The sequence below is a fragment of the Cytobacillus sp. IB215316 genome (assembly GCF_033963865.1).
Lineage (GTDB): Bacteria > Bacillota > Bacilli > Bacillales > SM2101 > Nanhaiella > Nanhaiella sioensis.
In genome coordinates this window covers 149,134-165,715 of the sequence record NZ_JAXBMC010000003.1, presented here as the reverse complement: position 1 = coordinate 165,715, position 16,582 = coordinate 149,134, and the positions used below count along the sequence as shown (strand labels likewise).

General features: G+C 31.7%; 18 protein-coding genes. 3 read left to right on the top strand and 15 right to left on the bottom strand.

From position 1 onward, the window contains the following. Positions 1–48: 48 nt before the first annotated feature. Both SLH48_RS07865 and SLH48_RS07860 read left to right on the top strand, forming a co-directional pair. Positions 49–303: a hypothetical protein gene (locus SLH48_RS07865; protein ID WP_214481163.1), complete on the top strand. Its 255-nt coding sequence runs from the start codon at positions 49–51 to the stop codon at positions 301–303. A 502-nt stretch (positions 304–805) separates the two neighbouring features. Then, positions 806–1,300, top strand: a complete 495-nt coding sequence (locus SLH48_RS07860; RefSeq protein WP_320257705.1) for a DUF4064 domain-containing protein — start codon at positions 806–808, stop codon at positions 1,298–1,300. Between the two features lie 313 nt (positions 1,301–1,613). Here SLH48_RS07860 and SLH48_RS07855 read toward each other — a convergent pair whose 3' ends face one another. The 6 genes from SLH48_RS07855 to SLH48_RS07830 all read right to left on the bottom strand — a co-directional run bounded on the left by SLH48_RS07855 (position 1,614) and on the right by SLH48_RS07830 (position 5,622). Continuing rightward, entirely contained in the window at positions 1,614–2,072 is a 459-nt protein-coding gene (locus tag SLH48_RS07855; protein WP_320257704.1) for a hypothetical protein, read from the bottom strand. A 269-nt stretch (positions 2,073–2,341) separates the two neighbouring features. Further along, positions 2,342–2,506 (bottom strand): hypothetical protein, encoded by a 165-nt coding sequence (locus SLH48_RS07850; RefSeq protein WP_320257703.1) that lies wholly within the window; start codon positions 2,504–2,506, stop codon positions 2,342–2,344. Positions 2,507–2,953: 447 nt separating this feature from the next. Continuing rightward, positions 2,954–3,727, bottom strand: coding sequence for a DUF1129 family protein (locus SLH48_RS07845; protein WP_320257702.1), 774 nt, complete (start codon positions 3,725–3,727; stop codon positions 2,954–2,956). 4 nt (positions 3,728–3,731) lie between these two features. After that, positions 3,732–4,067 (bottom strand): PadR family transcriptional regulator, encoded by a 336-nt coding sequence (locus SLH48_RS07840; protein ID WP_320257701.1) that lies wholly within the window; start codon positions 4,065–4,067, stop codon positions 3,732–3,734. A 213-nt stretch (positions 4,068–4,280) separates the two neighbouring features. Continuing rightward, positions 4,281–5,054 carry a Cof-type HAD-IIB family hydrolase gene (locus SLH48_RS07835; RefSeq protein ID WP_320257700.1) on the bottom strand — a complete coding sequence of 258 codons (774 nt, stop codon included), beginning with the start codon at positions 5,052–5,054 and terminating at the stop codon, positions 4,281–4,283. Positions 5,055–5,268: 214 nt separating this feature from the next. After that, on the bottom strand, positions 5,269–5,622 hold the full coding sequence (locus tag SLH48_RS07830) for a hypothetical protein (RefSeq protein ID WP_320257699.1): 354 nt from the start codon (positions 5,620–5,622) through the stop codon (positions 5,269–5,271). A 98-nt stretch (positions 5,623–5,720) separates the two neighbouring features. Between SLH48_RS07830 and SLH48_RS07825 the strand changes: the two genes are divergently transcribed. Further along, positions 5,721–6,512 carry an SDR family oxidoreductase gene (locus SLH48_RS07825; RefSeq protein ID WP_320257698.1) on the top strand — a complete coding sequence of 264 codons (792 nt, stop codon included), beginning with the start codon at positions 5,721–5,723 and terminating at the stop codon, positions 6,510–6,512. Positions 6,513–7,068: 556 nt separating this feature from the next. On the opposite strand, the gene SLH48_RS07820 is transcribed toward SLH48_RS07825, so the two are convergent. The 9 genes from SLH48_RS07820 to SLH48_RS07780 all read right to left on the bottom strand — a co-directional run bounded on the left by SLH48_RS07820 (position 7,069) and on the right by SLH48_RS07780 (position 16,538). Next, the gene (locus tag SLH48_RS07820) at positions 7,069–8,406 is read right to left on the bottom strand and encodes a hypothetical protein (RefSeq protein WP_320257697.1); all 1,338 of its coding nucleotides are present in this window, start codon (positions 8,404–8,406) and stop codon (positions 7,069–7,071) included. A 122-nt stretch (positions 8,407–8,528) separates the two neighbouring features. Further along, entirely contained in the window at positions 8,529–9,776 is a 1,248-nt protein-coding gene (locus SLH48_RS07815) for a MerR family transcriptional regulator (protein WP_320257696.1), read from the bottom strand. Positions 9,777–9,953: 177 nt separating this feature from the next. After that, a complete protein-coding gene (locus SLH48_RS07810) occupies positions 9,954–10,523 on the bottom strand; it encodes a histidine phosphatase family protein (RefSeq protein WP_320257695.1) in 570 nt (189 codons plus the stop codon). Positions 10,524–10,637: 114 nt separating this feature from the next. Then, positions 10,638–11,837, bottom strand: coding sequence for an MFS transporter (locus SLH48_RS07805; protein WP_320257694.1), 1,200 nt, complete (start codon positions 11,835–11,837; stop codon positions 10,638–10,640). Positions 11,838–12,019: 182 nt separating this feature from the next. Beyond that, positions 12,020–12,472 (bottom strand): GNAT family N-acetyltransferase, encoded by a 453-nt coding sequence (locus tag SLH48_RS07800; RefSeq protein WP_320257693.1) that lies wholly within the window; start codon positions 12,470–12,472, stop codon positions 12,020–12,022. Between the two features lie 133 nt (positions 12,473–12,605). Then, a complete protein-coding gene (locus tag SLH48_RS07795) occupies positions 12,606–13,034 on the bottom strand; it encodes a GNAT family N-acetyltransferase (RefSeq protein ID WP_320257692.1) in 429 nt (142 codons plus the stop codon). Between the two features lie 117 nt (positions 13,035–13,151). Continuing rightward, entirely contained in the window at positions 13,152–13,619 is a 468-nt protein-coding gene (locus SLH48_RS07790) for a GNAT family N-acetyltransferase (RefSeq protein WP_320257691.1), read from the bottom strand. A gap of 195 nt (positions 13,620–13,814) precedes the next feature. Further along, on the bottom strand, positions 13,815–14,594 hold the full coding sequence (locus SLH48_RS07785; RefSeq protein WP_320257690.1) for a class I SAM-dependent methyltransferase: 780 nt from the start codon (positions 14,592–14,594) through the stop codon (positions 13,815–13,817). Between the two features lie 1,044 nt (positions 14,595–15,638). Next, a complete protein-coding gene (locus tag SLH48_RS07780; protein WP_320257689.1) occupies positions 15,639–16,538 on the bottom strand; it encodes an NAD(P)/FAD-dependent oxidoreductase in 900 nt (299 codons plus the stop codon). Positions 16,539–16,582 lie beyond the last annotated feature (44 nt).

Genomic DNA, 16,582 nt, shown 5'->3' with positions numbered 1-16,582 from the left:
TAAAGAGCAAATTTTTATAAGAATATTGTAAAGGGGTGGAGAAAAATAATGTTGGTACAAAGTTTATTCTTTATTGGAGTACCCTTTTTCATTGTTGTTTTCGCTTGGTGGATAACTAAAGAATTACCTTCTAAAAATCGTTCCATGCCTGGGAAGATACTGATTGGTATTGGAATCATATTATTTATTGTTGCAGAAATTCAAAGTTGGAGTTGGCCATTATCTCTTGCTATACTTCTCCCTATTTCAATATTTATAATAGGTGGAATAGTAATACTAGTCATTGTTTTGTTAAAAAGCTAAAGTATTCCATCATACTTTCAACAATCATTATGACCTCATATGTAAATAGTAAAAATTCACTCAGCACAGACTCAATTCTGGCCGTAGCATTTTTTCTTCATTAACAATAGTAGTAAGGCAACATTTACGGGTCAAATCCTCTGTTATATGGGTCAAATCTCTATGTTTACGGGTCAAATCCTCTGTTATATAGGTCAAAACACTATGTTTACGGGTCAAATCCTCTGTTATATGGGTCAAATCACTATGTTTACGGGTCAAATCTCTATGTTTACGGGTCAAATCCTCTGTTATATGGGTCAATCCTCTATATTCCCTATATCGTATTAAGTTGGATCATCATATTCAGACAAACTCCAATATAAGGTCAATATAGTATTCTCCGGCATTGTAATATTCTTAATATTCCAACAATAATTTTATCATATTTTACAAACTATAATAAATCAACATAATTATGGTAATATATTCACATAATCAACGTAGAAAGGGAGATGTTACTTTGAAGAGAACAGGAGAAATTATTATTTCAGGGATAGCATCCACCTTAAGTGCATTAATAGCTATTATTGGAGCCGGAATGATATATTATTTAAAAAACGAAGAATTTTTAAGTGAATTGGAGGGTGAGCTAGCTTTAGATTATCCTGATATGGCAGTAACTAATATAACTGATTTTATTGAAAGCATGGCTAGTACAGTATGGCTCGTTATGGTAGCCGGTTTAATTAGTCTGATGTTAGGTCTAATTGCCGTCTTAAGCCTGAGAGGAAATAAGAAGCCACTACTAGCTGGGACGTCGTTAATTATTGCTGCGGTACCAATTATCTTCATAACATTAGTAGCATCTTTATTGGATGAAATCTTAGGTTATTTAACAGCTTTGCTATTCTTAATTGCAGGAATGATGAGCTTAGTACGTAAACGTAAGCAAACATATGTATTACAAGAAACCATAAGATTAGAAGACGAGAATACCTCTCCCTTCAAGCAATGAGTATTGAGGGAGATTAAAACCACTCGAGATAAAACAAGATCATCTAGCGTACTATTGTACGAAAACATTTTGATAGTTTGTAATAATTATATTTTACTCCTCTGATGAGAGGAATCTAGCGGTGAGTAAGGACTGAATTCAGTACTTACTCACCTTAATATAGCCTATTTTAGAATTGTTTTCATAAAAGATAAGACAGCATGTAACCCCATAAAAAAGTAATATATATCATAAGTTCCACCTTGAACTTCTTCCTACTCTAGTTTAATGACTGATTTTAATACTCACTTACCCTGACCTTATTAGGCCAGGGTTATTCCTCTTTAATCATAAGTTCTTCATTAATTATTTCTTTACCGTTAGAGTTTTTAATTACTAATTTCATAGGTTCACCTTTCTCAAATAACCTTGTAGGATGAACAGTCCACAAACGTAGCTTATGTGAATTACTAGGTGTAAAAGTTACATCATCTATTAATTGTCCATATTTCATACTTACATTACCTTCTCCAACCAAGACTCCATTGTCATGATTGTCTACTATTGCTACCGTGTATTTTCCTTTTTCTAAGTTATAAACATCTACTACTAATTGTACTGAATTAGCATCTTTTATTAAGACTATATAGCCATTGTTATTTTCAAATTCGATCAGTTTTGTTAAAGGGTCTTTACTTTCAGATGTTGTAAATTCAGTTAACTTAACGGGCTGCTTATTACTATTTAAATCATCGGACTTAGCATCATCTGATGGTGTATTTGTATTATCCAATACGTTACAACCTGTCATTATTATTACTATAGAAATTATTAATACAGAAGATAATACCTTTTTGATAAGAAATCACCTAACTTTTTTAAGTAATTAGTATTATAACTAGTATTACGTTGGTTCAAACTATTGTTTCAGTGCACTGTATGTTTATTAATGGCTCTTTTTAATAGCTTTATTGCCTTTTCAACATACATTTTAAAACTGATGTGTATGATATGATTCATGAACTCCATGTGTGTACTTATTTGTTTCTTAATACAACTATCTTATTCATCGTCCCTTTGTGGCTTTCTTCCTTTCCAGCCATTTGATTCGAGGGTATGATCAAGGTCTTTAAAGAATTTTCCCCATTCAATAGAAACTGTATCACGTTCTTTCTTAGTCTCCTTATCTGATTTTGCTCCATCCTCTTCATTGTTCTTATTCTCCATATTCAACTCTCCTTCACATAACGAAATTATGTTTCACACGTATTCATTTTTTAGTAGAAGAAACATTGGAAAACTAGCTTGAGCTAAGTTCATATATTCCAAATAACTACCAATTATTTTTCTTACATTAGAAGACGTAGGTTTTTCTTATAAAGTTTCACTCATTTAAAGAAAAGATATCCATAAGGTGAGTAAAATATCTTATTCCCAACAACTATGCTAATAATATTCATTGATGCTCTTTTAACGACTCTGATTTTAGAAAGTAGCCTCTCGTCAAAGAGTTGTGGAATCTCCCCACTTTTAGTACGAAATTGAAACTATGAAAAATAAGCATTAATAAAGACATGCCTCTTCTAGGAACATGTCTTTTGATGTAAGATTTTATTAACATAAATATTCAGCTTCACTCAATGAAAGCTCCCATTATCAACTATGAATATAGTTTTATTTAGCATCTGTCATTCTTTTTCTCTTTAGTTTCTTAAATTCCAAGAACAAATAGATTCCTATTATGAAATATGTTATAACCATCCCAATAACCAACCGTACATCTTCGCTATATGTAGTGAGCGATAATATAAATGTCGGTAGATGAAGTGCTATCAAAATAACAAACATAACAGGAGTCTTTGCCCAAATTGAAAATAAAACTAAAAAAGTCAGAACAATTAAGCCAATAACTAGACTACCTAACCAATCAAAGTTGATAGTTGGGGTTTTATAAAATGTATCGACTACCATTAAGCCTACAAAGAATGTTAAGGTAATAATAATTGGAAGTAACAAAATAAGAAATTCTGTTAACTTTGAAACTTGATTGCTAGCAGTATAGCGAAAAGTTATAAAAATTCCTCCAGCGAACATCAAACTAAACAAAATCGTTCCTACGATTTGCAATAGACTATAACTTAATGTACCTTGAAATAAATCCCCTAAGATAGAAAGTGACAATGTACTAATAACAATGAGGGGAACATATTTCGCCCACAACTTATAATCGGTTTTCATCTCATTTGAAATATTTTTCATATATTCTTTGGGTGAACCCCCCACTATTTGATCAATTGACTTACCATGCTTTTCAGCTTCAATAAGATGAACTTCAAGCTCTTCAGCAATTTCATTAATTTCACTATCATTTTTTCCACTTGAAAATAAGTACAACCTTAAATCATCAATAAATTCCTTACTTTTATCAGATAGTTGATGTCGTTTCATTGTCTCAACCTTTCCTTTTTGTTTCTTGTTTAATAACTGCATTAACACTTTTCTCAAGTTGACTCCATCTACTTAAAAAATCATTCAAAGCATTAATTCCTTTTTCTGTAAGTGAATAGTACTTTCTTTTTGGGCCTGCTGTTGAACTTTTACGTACAGAGGTTACGAGACCTTCACGCTGCATTCTCATTAACAAAGGATAGATTGTTCCTTCACTTACTGCACCAAATCCATACTCACTTAACCGTTCAGCCATCTCATATCCATAGCATTCTTTGCCATGTATAATTGCCAATAGACAACCATCTAAGATCCCTTTCAGCATTTGTGTTTGTGACATTATCGTTCCACCATTCTTATTATCTTGTTTTACAAGGTATATATTTAGTATATGTATAATTAACTTGCAATGCAAGGTATTCATGAGAAAAATATCCATTTATAAAAAGTATCCATTAGCAAATGACAAAGGCGCATATCTATCTTTCAGATTTGCGCCATATGGTCGTTTAATTTATCGTTCCCTACAAAAGGTCCTATTAGTAAAATAAATTTAAATTATGCTATATTGCTTGAGTGCATAGCTAATACCATCATCACTGGATTTTTTCGTAATAAAATCTGCAGTATTCTTTAACTTTTCACTACCATTTCCCATTGCTATACCAAGTCCTACTAACTCCAGCATATCGATATCATTCTCTCCGTCACCAAAGGCAATAGCCTCTGATTTGTCTATATCAAAATACTCTAAGGTTTTTAAAATGGCTAGAGACTTTGATACTTCCTCGTTTAAAACATTTAAAACAAACGGGTGCCATCTTTTAAATGATAGATAAGGGAATGTTTGAATATACTTTTCAACTGTGTCATCATCAGCAAAAAGGCACATTAAATAAACCTCTTGTTCATAAATCAATGAATTAGTTGTAGGATACTCATCCAATGACAAAGTTTCCTTCAAAGCACTTAAAATCTTTCTATCCATGACACCATTCATACTAAATTCTTCTGTATAGAATGACAATCCATTGTTTTCTAAATTAGAAAATTCCATGACTTCTCGAATTATATCTTTATCCATAGGTACTTTATAGATGACATTTTTATTATGTTTTACGTAACCTCCGTTTGCTGTAATAAATGTATCTATACCTAATTCTTCTATTTCCTCACACATTGATAACGGTCTACCCGTGGCTGCAACAACCTTTATTCCTCGGTTAATTAATGCTTGAATCGCAGCTCTGGTAGAATCTGGAATACTTCCATCATCATGATGCGTAATTGTCCCATCCACATCTAGAAAAACAATCTTATAATCCATCCTGTCCTGCCCCTTAATTAATAATCTCTATTAAATATCTCTACTATACTTTAGTAATTGAAAACTACAATTTAAGCTACCTTTCATTTTAAAATGCACTCTACACCACCTCTATTAATAAACTCTAGTAACCAAATGTTATATCAATTTTTTTACTTATTACTGAAAATAAAGAAGGCAACGAAGAATTTCGATTGCCTAAAAGCACTTTAATTTATGGATTGCTAACTGAAGGAGGTACATTGATATTTTCAAGCCAATTCGCTAATATTTCAAAACCTTCCGCTTTTAGTACATAAAACAACCGTTTCCCATCCCTAGCTAAGTATATAAGATTATTTTCTTTAAGCTCTTTTAAGTGATAAGACAACTTAGTATTTGAGACATTAAAGCCTTCTTCTTTCAATATTTTTGCTATATCCATTGGACAAAAACCATTTAATGCTTCACTTTTATCAGATAAAAATTCTCTCCTTTCATATTCAGAATGCAAAATTTCAATGATTTTAATACGAATAGGATCTTGAAGAGCTTTAATTGTGTTTATTAAATTTTGATAATTATTCATAACATAAAGATACAATAATTCTATTGACATTTCAAATTAATTTGAAATAATAATAATAATAATTCAATTATTTTTGAAATGAAAAGGGGTAGGTTTTATTGAACTTAAAATTAGAAAATAAAAGAGTGTTAGTTACTGGTTCAACTTCAGGTATTGGGAAGGAAATTGCTAAAGCGTTTGTTAAAGAAGGAGCAAACGTTATTATTAATGGCCGCCAAGAAAAAGCGATGAAGCAAACAATTAGAGAACTTTCTCAATATCATGAAGTAGATAGTGTAGTGGCTGACATATCTACCTCAGATGGAGTTAATGAACTAGTTGATAGAGTTACTCAAATAGGCCCAATTGATATTTTAATTAATAATGCGGCTTTATGCACATCCCATCATTTCTTTAATACTAGCGCTAAAGATTTAAAAGATATATTCGAATTAAATGTCTTCAGTATGTTTTACTTAACCCAAGCATTCTTACCAAATATGATAGAAAGAAACTTCGGTAGAGTTATAAATATATCAAGTGAAGCTGCATTAAAGCCTTACCCAAAATTATTACCGTATTCCATGACAAAAGCTGCTGTTGTTAATTTTACAAAAGGAATAGCGGAATTTGTGTCAGGTTATAACATAACAGCTAATTCAATACTTCCTGGACCAACATTAACGAACGAACTAAATCACTTCTTAACTAAAAGAGCTGTTAATACCTCAAGAGACATTGAAGATATTAAGTTAGAAATACTAAAAAAGAATAATCCCACATCTGTTATTCAAAGATTTGTCGAGATGGAAGAAGTCGCTGGAATGGCTCTATATTTATCATCTAAACAAGCATCTGCTATTACTGGGTCAGCTATTAGGGTAGAAGGTGGAATATTATCAACTATTTAAAATAGGAAGGAATGATATGAAGTACAAAATTAACCGAACACGAGACGCGCATAATAGCTTTGTCAGTTAAGAAAATGATATTAGCTGGAGCTATTGTAGTGGCAGCAACAGATATACCATTAAAAACGTCTATTAAGGTGTGTGGAATTGGGATAGGAACGCTCATCATAACGAATGAAGCAATTGAACGATAAAAAGCAAACTATTGTCATGGTAAGTAAATAACCAGGGAGCCTAACCATTTTGCATGCACTCATAATTGTAGATGTTCTTCTTTTAGACATAGAAATACCCCTTTAGATAACAATATCTAGAGGGATAAAGCGGAATAATTTTTTTCAGAAGATAATTCGGTTCATTAATACATCTTCCATAATCAACTGACATACTAAACTTATTTTCTTTGTAAATTGTACTACAAACCTTTTAAAATTGAATCATCACCTATACTCCAACATCACCAATTTGTAGCTCCATTACGTGATTGAGTAAATGATTAGTCAATTATTATATTCTGCATTAAATTTATGACGGCTAACCGTGATAGATAGATATATTACGAATCATTAAAAGTTTTATGCAATTTTGCTTCTTTATATGAAGTGTCATCGTTGGTTAAAAGTGTATCTTTTGTTCCTTTAAGATAAGTATCAAAAAATGCTAATGTATATGCATTTATTATTCTATGAGCTTTTTTAGGTTTAATTTTCCCTGTAAATCCAACCATAGAAAATACCGGACTCCATAGAGGAACGTCAGAAAAATCAAAGTGTTCAGCACTATTGACTTCAAGTACAAACCCTTCTCCACGAGGAATATCTTTCATTCTTTTTCCACGATCAGTTACTATATTATCTGCTTTTTTCTTATCTAATCCCATAGCTATTAGATTTTTTCTCATGTTCAAGTAGTTTTTCCCTATTGCCCTCATGTACATAAATGGTTCTTCCACGCCAATTTCATGTGCATTTCCCAAAGGGTATCCATCCATATTTATACCAGCTTTAAATCGATCATCTAATGCAAGTGTATTAGCAACTGAAGCACCACCTGATGAATGACCAAAATAACCTACATGATCCAAATCAAACTTCCCTTTCAAAATCTTGTGATCATGATTAATTATTTCGATTTGATCTAGTATAAAAGATGCATCTTTTGATAGTGTATATACACTATCCTCTATTGCTTCCCAAGAGCTAGAATACTGGCTTTCTATTGGACCAGAATTTAATATAATTCCTGAACTAATATATGAATGTTCAATACCAACAACTATATAACCATGACTTACAAGCTCTTCTATTTGAAAAGAGTTCAATGATGTTGAAGAACCATGTGCATGAGAAACTAGAAGTACTGGATATTTATTTTTTTTATTTGAAACTCTAGCTCCCTTGATTGAATTTGTTTCTATTTTATCGACACTATTCAATAAAAATCTTGGAATATTTAAGAACTTTGATATTTCTTCAATAAAGTAAGAGCTGTTTGGATGATATGGTGCCTGATTGTTTTTTGTAATTTTCATATCTGTTGGATACCACATTTGAATAATTAATTCTCTATAGTCACCAGATTTTTTCGTAAAAACTTCTTCTCTAGATTGATCAACGTAGTGTTCAATAATTTTACCGACATTATACTCACCTGTAGGTTTTGGTAATTTTATTTTGGGAAATAAATAACTTAGTATGCTAACTACAAAAAATAATGATATATATATTGAAAAGGTCCACCACTTAAAACCCCCATTTAAATAATTTACACACACCAAAATAACTGACATGACAACTAATACATATTTAATAAGTTTATTCTTAAAGTGGTAAATCACTACACCAATAATACTAATTAACAATAAGATAATAATTAATAATTCAAAGATATCCATTTCTAATCCTCCATTTTCTTAATTGTTGATCATGATCATTAACTATTATAAAAGGTGGAGAGAACCCCACATCAATATAAGAAATTCATTTATTTATGTTAAAATACAAAAAAAAGATCGGGTTAACCCAATCTTTTACCTATGTACAGATAGTTATATGTTTTTTCTCCTTTTAAAATGTTTAACTCATACCTTCCAGGATGGCTTTCAATGTAAGTAAAAGTCGTTTCTTCTTTCCGTTCAAAATTCAGACTTTCTATTTTTTCTTTAATCACTTCCAACTGAAAGTTCTTTCGGAACTCTCTGTTAATGTTATTGTTTATATGAAAATTTTCGTAACATACATAGCTTCCCATTAAATGACTATGTTCTTTTAAATACCCCTGCACCTTTTGAAGTAAAAACTCCTCGTGGTTAAGACTATATGTTGATGTACCAGTATCAATTAAAAAATCGATCGAATGTTGTTTAATTGGTATATTTAAAAAGTCAGAGCATATAAATAGTATATTCTTTTGAGTTTCATAGGATTCAAGGATGCTCTTTAGAACCTGCATCTTTTTATAATTTGGCTCTAATGCTATATATAAACAATCCTGTGGTAGTGATTCATATATATACCTTAAGGAAGTTCCTATTCCAGTTCCCAGATGTAAAATATTTTTATATTGAAGCTGTTCGAAGTCGACCCTACTATAAGACCAATCTAGAGATTTATATACGTTATCTATAAACTGTTCATCTGTTTCCTTTATGTAATCATACATAAAATCACTAAATTCATTAATTACTTTTTTTTGATCTCGAAGTTTGTAAGAATCTTTGATTGTAGTGGAAGTAAATAAAATACCATCCTTTATTAGGTATTGTTCATTACAGTTACATTGTAGTACACCGTTTAAGATTTGATTGTTCTGTATATCTCCGTCAATTATATTTATTTCTTGTTGGCATTCTTTACATTCCAATAACGATACTGCGGATAACTTCATACCCATTTGCTTTATTACCTGGTTCTTTGTAGTATCAAAATGGTCAATTTCAGCTTGTAAATTACTTTTGATTTTTTCATATTCAATTATTTTATTATCAATCTCAACAAATTTTTCTTCGAATAACCTTTTATAATATTGATTATATTGAAGTGATGAAAGTTTACCGATCCTTCTATATTGATATATAGTTTTAATTTCACTTAATTTGAATCCTAAATTTTTTAAGTAAATTATATCTTTTAAGTCCTCTTGACATCTCTCACCAAATTGATATTGACCTGTAGTTTTTTCAGGTGTAATCAATCCCATATCCATATAATGTCTTATCGTATCAATGCTTATGTTATTTTCATTCGCAAATTGTCCTATTTTCACATCAAATTACTCCTTTCCTACATTATTATGTATACATTAATCTTATCAAAGTATGTATATTCAAATAGAGAGTTGCTAGTCAACAAGTAATTCTTTTATTCTGTTAAGAAAGGTAGAACACAGACAATATGTAAGCTAGGGTTTGTACATACCAACCTACTCCATCTTAATGGGATTCTATGTACTCCATAATCTTGTTACATCTACTAATGTTTGATCATTAAATTCCATTTTGTATACATCTGGTTTAGAGGTATTTAACAAAAAATTCAAATCGTACTTATCGTCATAATACTCCATCATCAAAGCCATTACTGCTCCATGAGTACCTAATGCTATTTTTTGTCCTTTGTACTCTTTCAATAATTTATTCAAGACCTTTATAGCTCGATGTTGACAAAGTGAATTAGATTCCCCTCCCGGTAAAGCAAAATCAGGATTTGAGTATGACTTATTCAATAGAGGGAATAATTCCTCATCAGATATTCTCTCGTTTCCATTAATGAAGATCCTTTCTTTAAGATCTTCAAATACTATTACTTTTTGTCCCGAACGCTGAGCTAATTCCTCTATCGTTAAAATTGCCCGTTGATATGGACTTGAAACGAAAACCCCGATCCCCTCTCCCTGTAATAATTCCGTTATTCGACAAGAATCTAATTTACCTTTTTCCGTTAATCCTCTTGTTCTTTCATTCCCATCCTTTGGTGACTCCCCGTGTCTTACCATGTAAATATATGTATGCATATATAGCCCTCTATGTTTCCAATATTAGTATGAAATCTTCAAATGAAAGGATATTATTTTTTTAGATACTAGTAACTTTGTTCTACCTCACTTTTTATGTACCAGTTTATTAGTTTATAACCTACGAATTGGAGATAATAATGCAATGACTACCTCTATTCCTTTTGCAATTCCTGCAACGATAAAAACTCCTCCAGGATGAAAATGGTCGGCTACATATACACCTAATAGTGCTCCTAAAGGCATAGCTAAGCGGGTAAATACTCTTGAGAAACTTAGTACTCTCCCTAACATTAATTTAGGGACACTCTCTTGTCGTACGGTCATAACTAATGTATTCCAAGCTACATTACACGTAGCAACTAAACCTAAAGATATTCCAGGTGCAAGCCAAAAATCACTAACTATTGCATAAGCAAAACCAATGGTACCAATTAATAAAAGCATAGGAATAAGGATTCCTCTACGTAACACACGTTCCAAAGGTACAACTATAAAGCTTCCTAACACACCACCAGTACCTAACAATGCATAATTTAGACTTATTTGGTTCTCATCCAATTGTAATGATGAAAGTAAATAAAACATGAGAACAGCATAAACAGTACTATACCCTAGGTTACCGACCATCGCCTGAAGTGAAAAGCTTAAATTCAGTCGATCTTTTAATAACCACATTAATCCTTCTTTCATGTCCTTATATATACTTCTAATGTTAGTTTCTCCACTGTTTTTCCCTAAGTTGGGTAGTTTCAATATTGCTAGAAATGTGAGACAGAATGAAATTACATCGATCCAAAGAATATTAAATCCACCTATAATTGCAATTAAAAAACCCGCTAGAATAGGACCAATGATATCAGCTAATTGATTAACTAGCTGAAATGCTGCGTTCGCTGTTGTTAATTTTTTACCTGTTGATTGCTTTATAATATTCGGTATAACAGTAATAATAGTTACATCAAATAACAAGCTTAAAATAGTTAATGCAAAAGAGATAACATATAGATGCCATATTTGTAAAATATTCATAAAATGGAATAACGGGATAAGAGAAATTAAAACTGCTCGTAAAACATCTGCCAATAACATTAAATTTTTACGATCCCATTTATCAACTAAAACACCAACAATAGGTCCAAACAATAAAATTGGCAGAACACTGATTGCATAAATTGTACCCATTATTAAAGCTGATTGTGTTAACTCATATGAAATCCAAGGAATAGCAAAAGTATATAAAGCATCTCCAACCCTCGATACTAATAATGAAAACAGAAACGTATTATATGAACTAAATATCTTCTTTAACATTCATTTCTTTCTCCTATTTCTGTCTAGTATTATCATCAGGGGCAATTTGATAAATTCATACAATCTGAATTTGACTCCGACACAAATTGTTGTATAACAACATTAGCCTTTACAATGAATAAAGACACGTGCTATTTCATAAACGGTACGATTTTGTGGAACAAAGGCCTTTCTTTTTAAGCTTATAAATCTTGAGATAATCGAATCATATCTCTACACTGTATACCGTTCTCAAAAATTTCTTCTTTATAATGTTTAATAAAAAAGTCCAAATCAACACCAATAATTCTAAAACCACATTTTTGATATAGAGCCAATTGACCAATACTTGAATTTCCAGTTCCAATTTCAATCGTTTTATAACATTTTGCTTTTGCTATCTGTATTGCATCCATCACCAATTGCTTCCCTATACCTGTACCATGTAGCTTTTCTACAACTCCAACATTCACCAACTCAACTGTCTCAGGTCTTGTTGGAAGTAGTACATACACTCCAATAACTTGCTGTTCACTTTCGGCTACATAACATTCTCCCCTATTTACATAATCATTGACAATATCTCTTGAAGGGTCAGCCAATAACAACAATTCCATCGGAGGTTCTTCATTTATATTTAGTTTCCGAATAATCATAATTAATCTCCCTTAATTCATATGAAATTGTTTTAATCTACGCTGTAACAATTTGTTGATTTGCTCAGAATACCTTAATAAAATCTCATTGTTATCTTTTTGAAAAAATGAGATAGATTGCAAGAGGTCAACGTTACAAATGCTTTACAAACCTATAGCCCGTTATTTCATAACCAAGAAATTTATATAGTTCGTGCGCTTTTACTCTCTTCTCACTTTTCCCACTTAAAAGATAGATAAAATTAGAGCCTCTTCTCATTGACCAGTCTTCTACAAATTTAACCAAAGATTTTGCAATACCTTGACCGCGATATTGTCTTTTCGTAACGAGCGAGGTTATTTGGATCTTTGCTTCGTTACTTGTGTATGTTGTATGAACCGTAATTCCAATCATCCCAACTAGAGATTTTTCCTTTTCTGCAACAAAGGTGTAGTAATTTGGATTGGATTCAATACGTTCCATTCTTACTTTCATATCATCGATTGATGCAGGGTAGCCTAAATCATCCATTAAACTTGCGAATTGTGCTAAATCACTAGATTCGTATTCTCTTATTTCCATTAGAAAACCTCCCCAAATCCTTGAATGAAAAGACTCTAAGTTCATTCTGTACTCCCTTAGATTAACCGTATAGCAGCTACTATGTTCAGCAATTGTCCACGTTTATGGAAAAAGACTTTAGAAGTTTTTCTCTAAACAGAGATGAGGCTTATCCTCAAAAATTACTTCTTTATATTTTTTGAAGCCTAATTTACTCCAAAAATCTATCCCTCTACTATTTTCTTTATGAACTGCCAAACGTAACTTTTCTTTTTGCTCCTGTCTAATAAGGTTTTCTATATGCTCATATGCTACAAGCGAATTACCTGCACTTTGATACTGTTTATGAATGACAAACAAGCTTATCCAAGGTGTATTATCTGATGAGTTATTAAGACAGTAATCTACTAAGCCTATGTAACTTTTATTCTTTTTAATTAAAAGGCGTGTGGTATTCAACTTTTTAGACTCTTCATACTCTGACTGTATATCTTCAAAATAAATTGTGTTTTTATTTTTAGACATAAGGTTATAATTTGAATTTGAATTCATAATCTCAAGTTCAATCTGCCATTTACTTATGTCATTCGTTTCAAATGTTATCATTTCAACCACCATTTCTATTATTTAAGCAATCCTGCCCTTTATCTTAATACCAATTATTTCAAATATTCAATACCTACCCTATAATGAAAAAGCTCTTTTCTTAAATAGGATATAAAGATATTCAGAAGAAAAGATGCCACGAAATCTAATAACTTTTACACGGTTTGAAGATAGGGTAATCTTATTGTCTATCCATTACACTTTTAGCTTTAACGCCCTCGTAGCAATAAAAGTTTTAATATACTTATCTAAAATTCTTGTTCCACCGAAATCGTCTTCATAAAAACCTGCAATGACAAAGCCAGCATCTATTTGACCTTGAATTTGGTCTTCCAAAGTATGCGCATATTCTATCGTTTGATGTGAATTGAGATAATCTTGAACCTCATCCTCAGGTAAATGATCTAGAGTAGATGAAGGTATAGCATGTTTCACATCTAAGATTCCTTTTCTTTCTTGAGTGTCATCAAAAATCCATAATAGAGGATTAGTAAATCCAGTTATCAAGATTCCTCTATCCTTCAATACTCGAGATGCTTCACTCCATACAGGATGTACATCTTTTACGAATAAATTTGAAACAGGGTTGATAATCATATCAAAAGATTCATCTTCAAAATCGCTAAGATCAACCATATCTCCTTGTATTGCTTTCAACGTTAAACCTTCACGTTTAGCAACTTTTTCATCTTGGTCTAACTGCTTATTAGATATATCGGTTACTGTTACATCTGCGCCTGCTGCAGCAAGAATTGGAGCTTGTTGTCCCCCACCAGAAGCAAGACAAAGTATTTTTAGGCCCTTTAACGAATAAGGAAACCAGTTTCTAGGGACAGGTTTTTCAGTTGTCACTGTGATCTCCCATTCATCATTTCTACTTCTTTCTATCGTTTCACTGCTAACAGATTTAGTGTAGCTAGAACCTTCTTCTACTTTCTTATCCCAAGCAGTGCTGTTTTGTTGTGTTGTATTCATTTAGTCATTCCTCCTGCCAAAAATATATAAAATTTCATCTATTTAACAATAACATAATATTTTGTTATTCTATTTGCCTATCAAAAAAATCTCCCACATAACGAAAAAAAGCACATTTCTGATTTATTACAGAACTGCGCTATTTTATGGAAGATATAATCGCTAAATAAGCACTGTTTAAAGTGCGGAAAAAGTCAAAAAAGCAAAAATTAATGAAAATTACCTAGTACATAAATACACGCTCGTTATACATAAATGGCATACTATAATTTATAAGATCCTTCTGCCAACCTCCCTGATCACCCTCCTTTCATGAACGGAACAGGGAGGTACATATATGGCTAAGTTGTATTTAGCCCTTTCCCCTCGTACAACTTTTAGTAGCTTATCTGCATCTTCAATATTAGCTGTTATCAAGGTTCATTTGGTATAAGTTTTAAAAGTCAATCAACATATTGACTCAAAAAACAGCCCTACTAAGTATGTGGGGCTGCTTTTTATAATTAAATATTTACGTAATATTTCATTAAAAGCTCCTGCTTTCTTTCTTCAATTTCTTTAAATATATCTACATTAGATGAATTTTTTCGTTTGCGTTTCAATATACCTTTTAACAATGTTATCACCCTTAAGTTTTGATACTTTAAGTATAGGCTGATACCCATTTTCTGAAACCGAGCAAAAGATTTGTTTTTCTCTCATCCTTATGACTGAAATGATCCTCCTTCATTTGCTCCATCAAACACAAATTTTCACCCCCATAATGGTTAAGGGGTACATCACCTAAACCGAACCAACAGCTTTTATCCATTACTACTCTAAGTTTATTTAGCCCAATTATATAGAAAAGCAAAAACACCCCTATCGTTTAAATAAGGCTGTTTTTGCGAACTAATAAACATTTATAAATTTGATTTGGTACCATCTTTTCTTCTATAAAACGATGAATGCTGAATAAAACGATATTGTTATTAGAAAAGTGCCTGTTATAATAACTAGAAGGGAGAGCAGTCTTTTTACTTCGACTGTATTTTTCTAAAATATTCAAAAACGTTCTACAGTTAAATCAGTATTTACAGCGATCGCAGCTTTATTTCCTTCTGCTGCCGAAATCAATAGTGATGAAGGGACCAATTTTTCAGTTTCCCCAGCTATATAAATGTTTTTTTGAGTTGTCCTTCCCATTCCATCTGTTACAACAACTCCATTTCCGTCTATTTCACAACCTAGCTGTTCAACAAATGAAATGGGGCGATAAAACCTAGGTACAACAAACCCTCCTGATCTTGCTATCGTTTCTCCTGATTCAAATTCTATTTCATGTAAATGCCCATCAGCACCTATTAATTTTTTAACTGGCTCCATCTTTATTGGTATATGGCGCTTTTGCAGTTCTAAGGCTCCACCTTCACTTATTTCAACGCCATTTGTTACCAGAACTAAATCCTTAGACCAGTTGTAAACTAATTTTGTCATATGAAGCATATATTCTTCATCTTCTGCAATAATAACGAGTGGCTTTTCTCTCATCTCCCAGCCATCACAATATGGGCAACTAAAAATGCTTTTACCATAATAACCTCTAACAGATGGTATAGGAAATACTTCTTGAACACCAGTGGCTAAGACGATTTTTTCCGCAATAAATTCTTTATCGTCTTCGGTCCTAACAATAAATTTTCCATTATCTTTAATTATCTCCGTAATCTTTGTATTAAAGTAAGATATTGCAGAATACTTCTCTAATTCTTTTAACCCTATTTCTCTAAATTCATGTGGTTTCGTTCCGTCTCTAGTTATAAACCCATGTGATTCTTGAGTGACTCTATTCCTATTGGTTCCATCATCAAACAAACCAATATTTCTTCTTGCCCTTCCTAAAGTTAAACTAGTACTTAACCCAGCAGCTCCTCCACCGATAACAATACAATCAAAAATATTCATTTTTACTCATCCTTTTCTGTTTTTATTTTTATAACAATTATTAA

Bases quoted from the DNA above. Each gene is read 5' to 3' on its own strand.
- SLH48_RS07835 (WP_320257700.1), bottom strand. From the start codon at position 5,054: ATGGATTATAAGATTGTTTTTCTAGATGTGGATGGGACAATTACGCAT.
- SLH48_RS07800 (WP_320257693.1), bottom strand. From the start codon at position 12,472: ATGATTATTCGGAAACTAAATATAAATGAAGAACCTCCGATGGAATTG.
- SLH48_RS07830 (WP_320257699.1), bottom strand. From the start codon at position 5,622: ATGAATAATTATCAAAATTTAATAAACACAATTAAAGCTCTTCAAGAT.
- SLH48_RS07805 (WP_320257694.1), bottom strand. From the start codon at position 11,837: ATGTTAAAGAAGATATTTAGTTCATATAATACGTTTCTGTTTTCATTA.
- SLH48_RS07780 (WP_320257689.1), bottom strand. From the start codon at position 16,538: ATGAATATTTTTGATTGTATTGTTATCGGTGGAGGAGCTGCTGGGTTA.
- SLH48_RS07845 (WP_320257702.1), bottom strand. From the start codon at position 3,727: ATGAAACGACATCAACTATCTGATAAAAGTAAGGAATTTATTGATGAT.
- SLH48_RS07785 (WP_320257690.1), bottom strand. From the start codon at position 14,594: ATGAATACAACACAACAAAACAGCACTGCTTGGGATAAGAAAGTAGAA.
- SLH48_RS07850 (WP_320257703.1), bottom strand. From the start codon at position 2,506: ATGGAGAATAAGAACAATGAAGAGGATGGAGCAAAATCAGATAAGGAG.
- SLH48_RS07810 (WP_320257695.1), bottom strand. From the start codon at position 10,523: ATGCATACATATATTTACATGGTAAGACACGGGGAGTCACCAAAGGAT.
- SLH48_RS07820 (WP_320257697.1), bottom strand. From the start codon at position 8,406: ATGGATATCTTTGAATTATTAATTATTATCTTATTGTTAATTAGTATT.
- SLH48_RS07865 (WP_214481163.1), top strand. From the start codon at position 49: ATGTTGGTACAAAGTTTATTCTTTATTGGAGTACCCTTTTTCATTGTT.
- SLH48_RS07795 (WP_320257692.1), bottom strand. From the start codon at position 13,034: ATGGAAATAAGAGAATACGAATCTAGTGATTTAGCACAATTCGCAAGT.
- SLH48_RS07840 (WP_320257701.1), bottom strand. From the start codon at position 4,067: ATGTCACAAACACAAATGCTGAAAGGGATCTTAGATGGTTGTCTATTG.
- SLH48_RS07790 (WP_320257691.1), bottom strand. From the start codon at position 13,619: ATGATAACATTTGAAACGAATGACATAAGTAAATGGCAGATTGAACTT.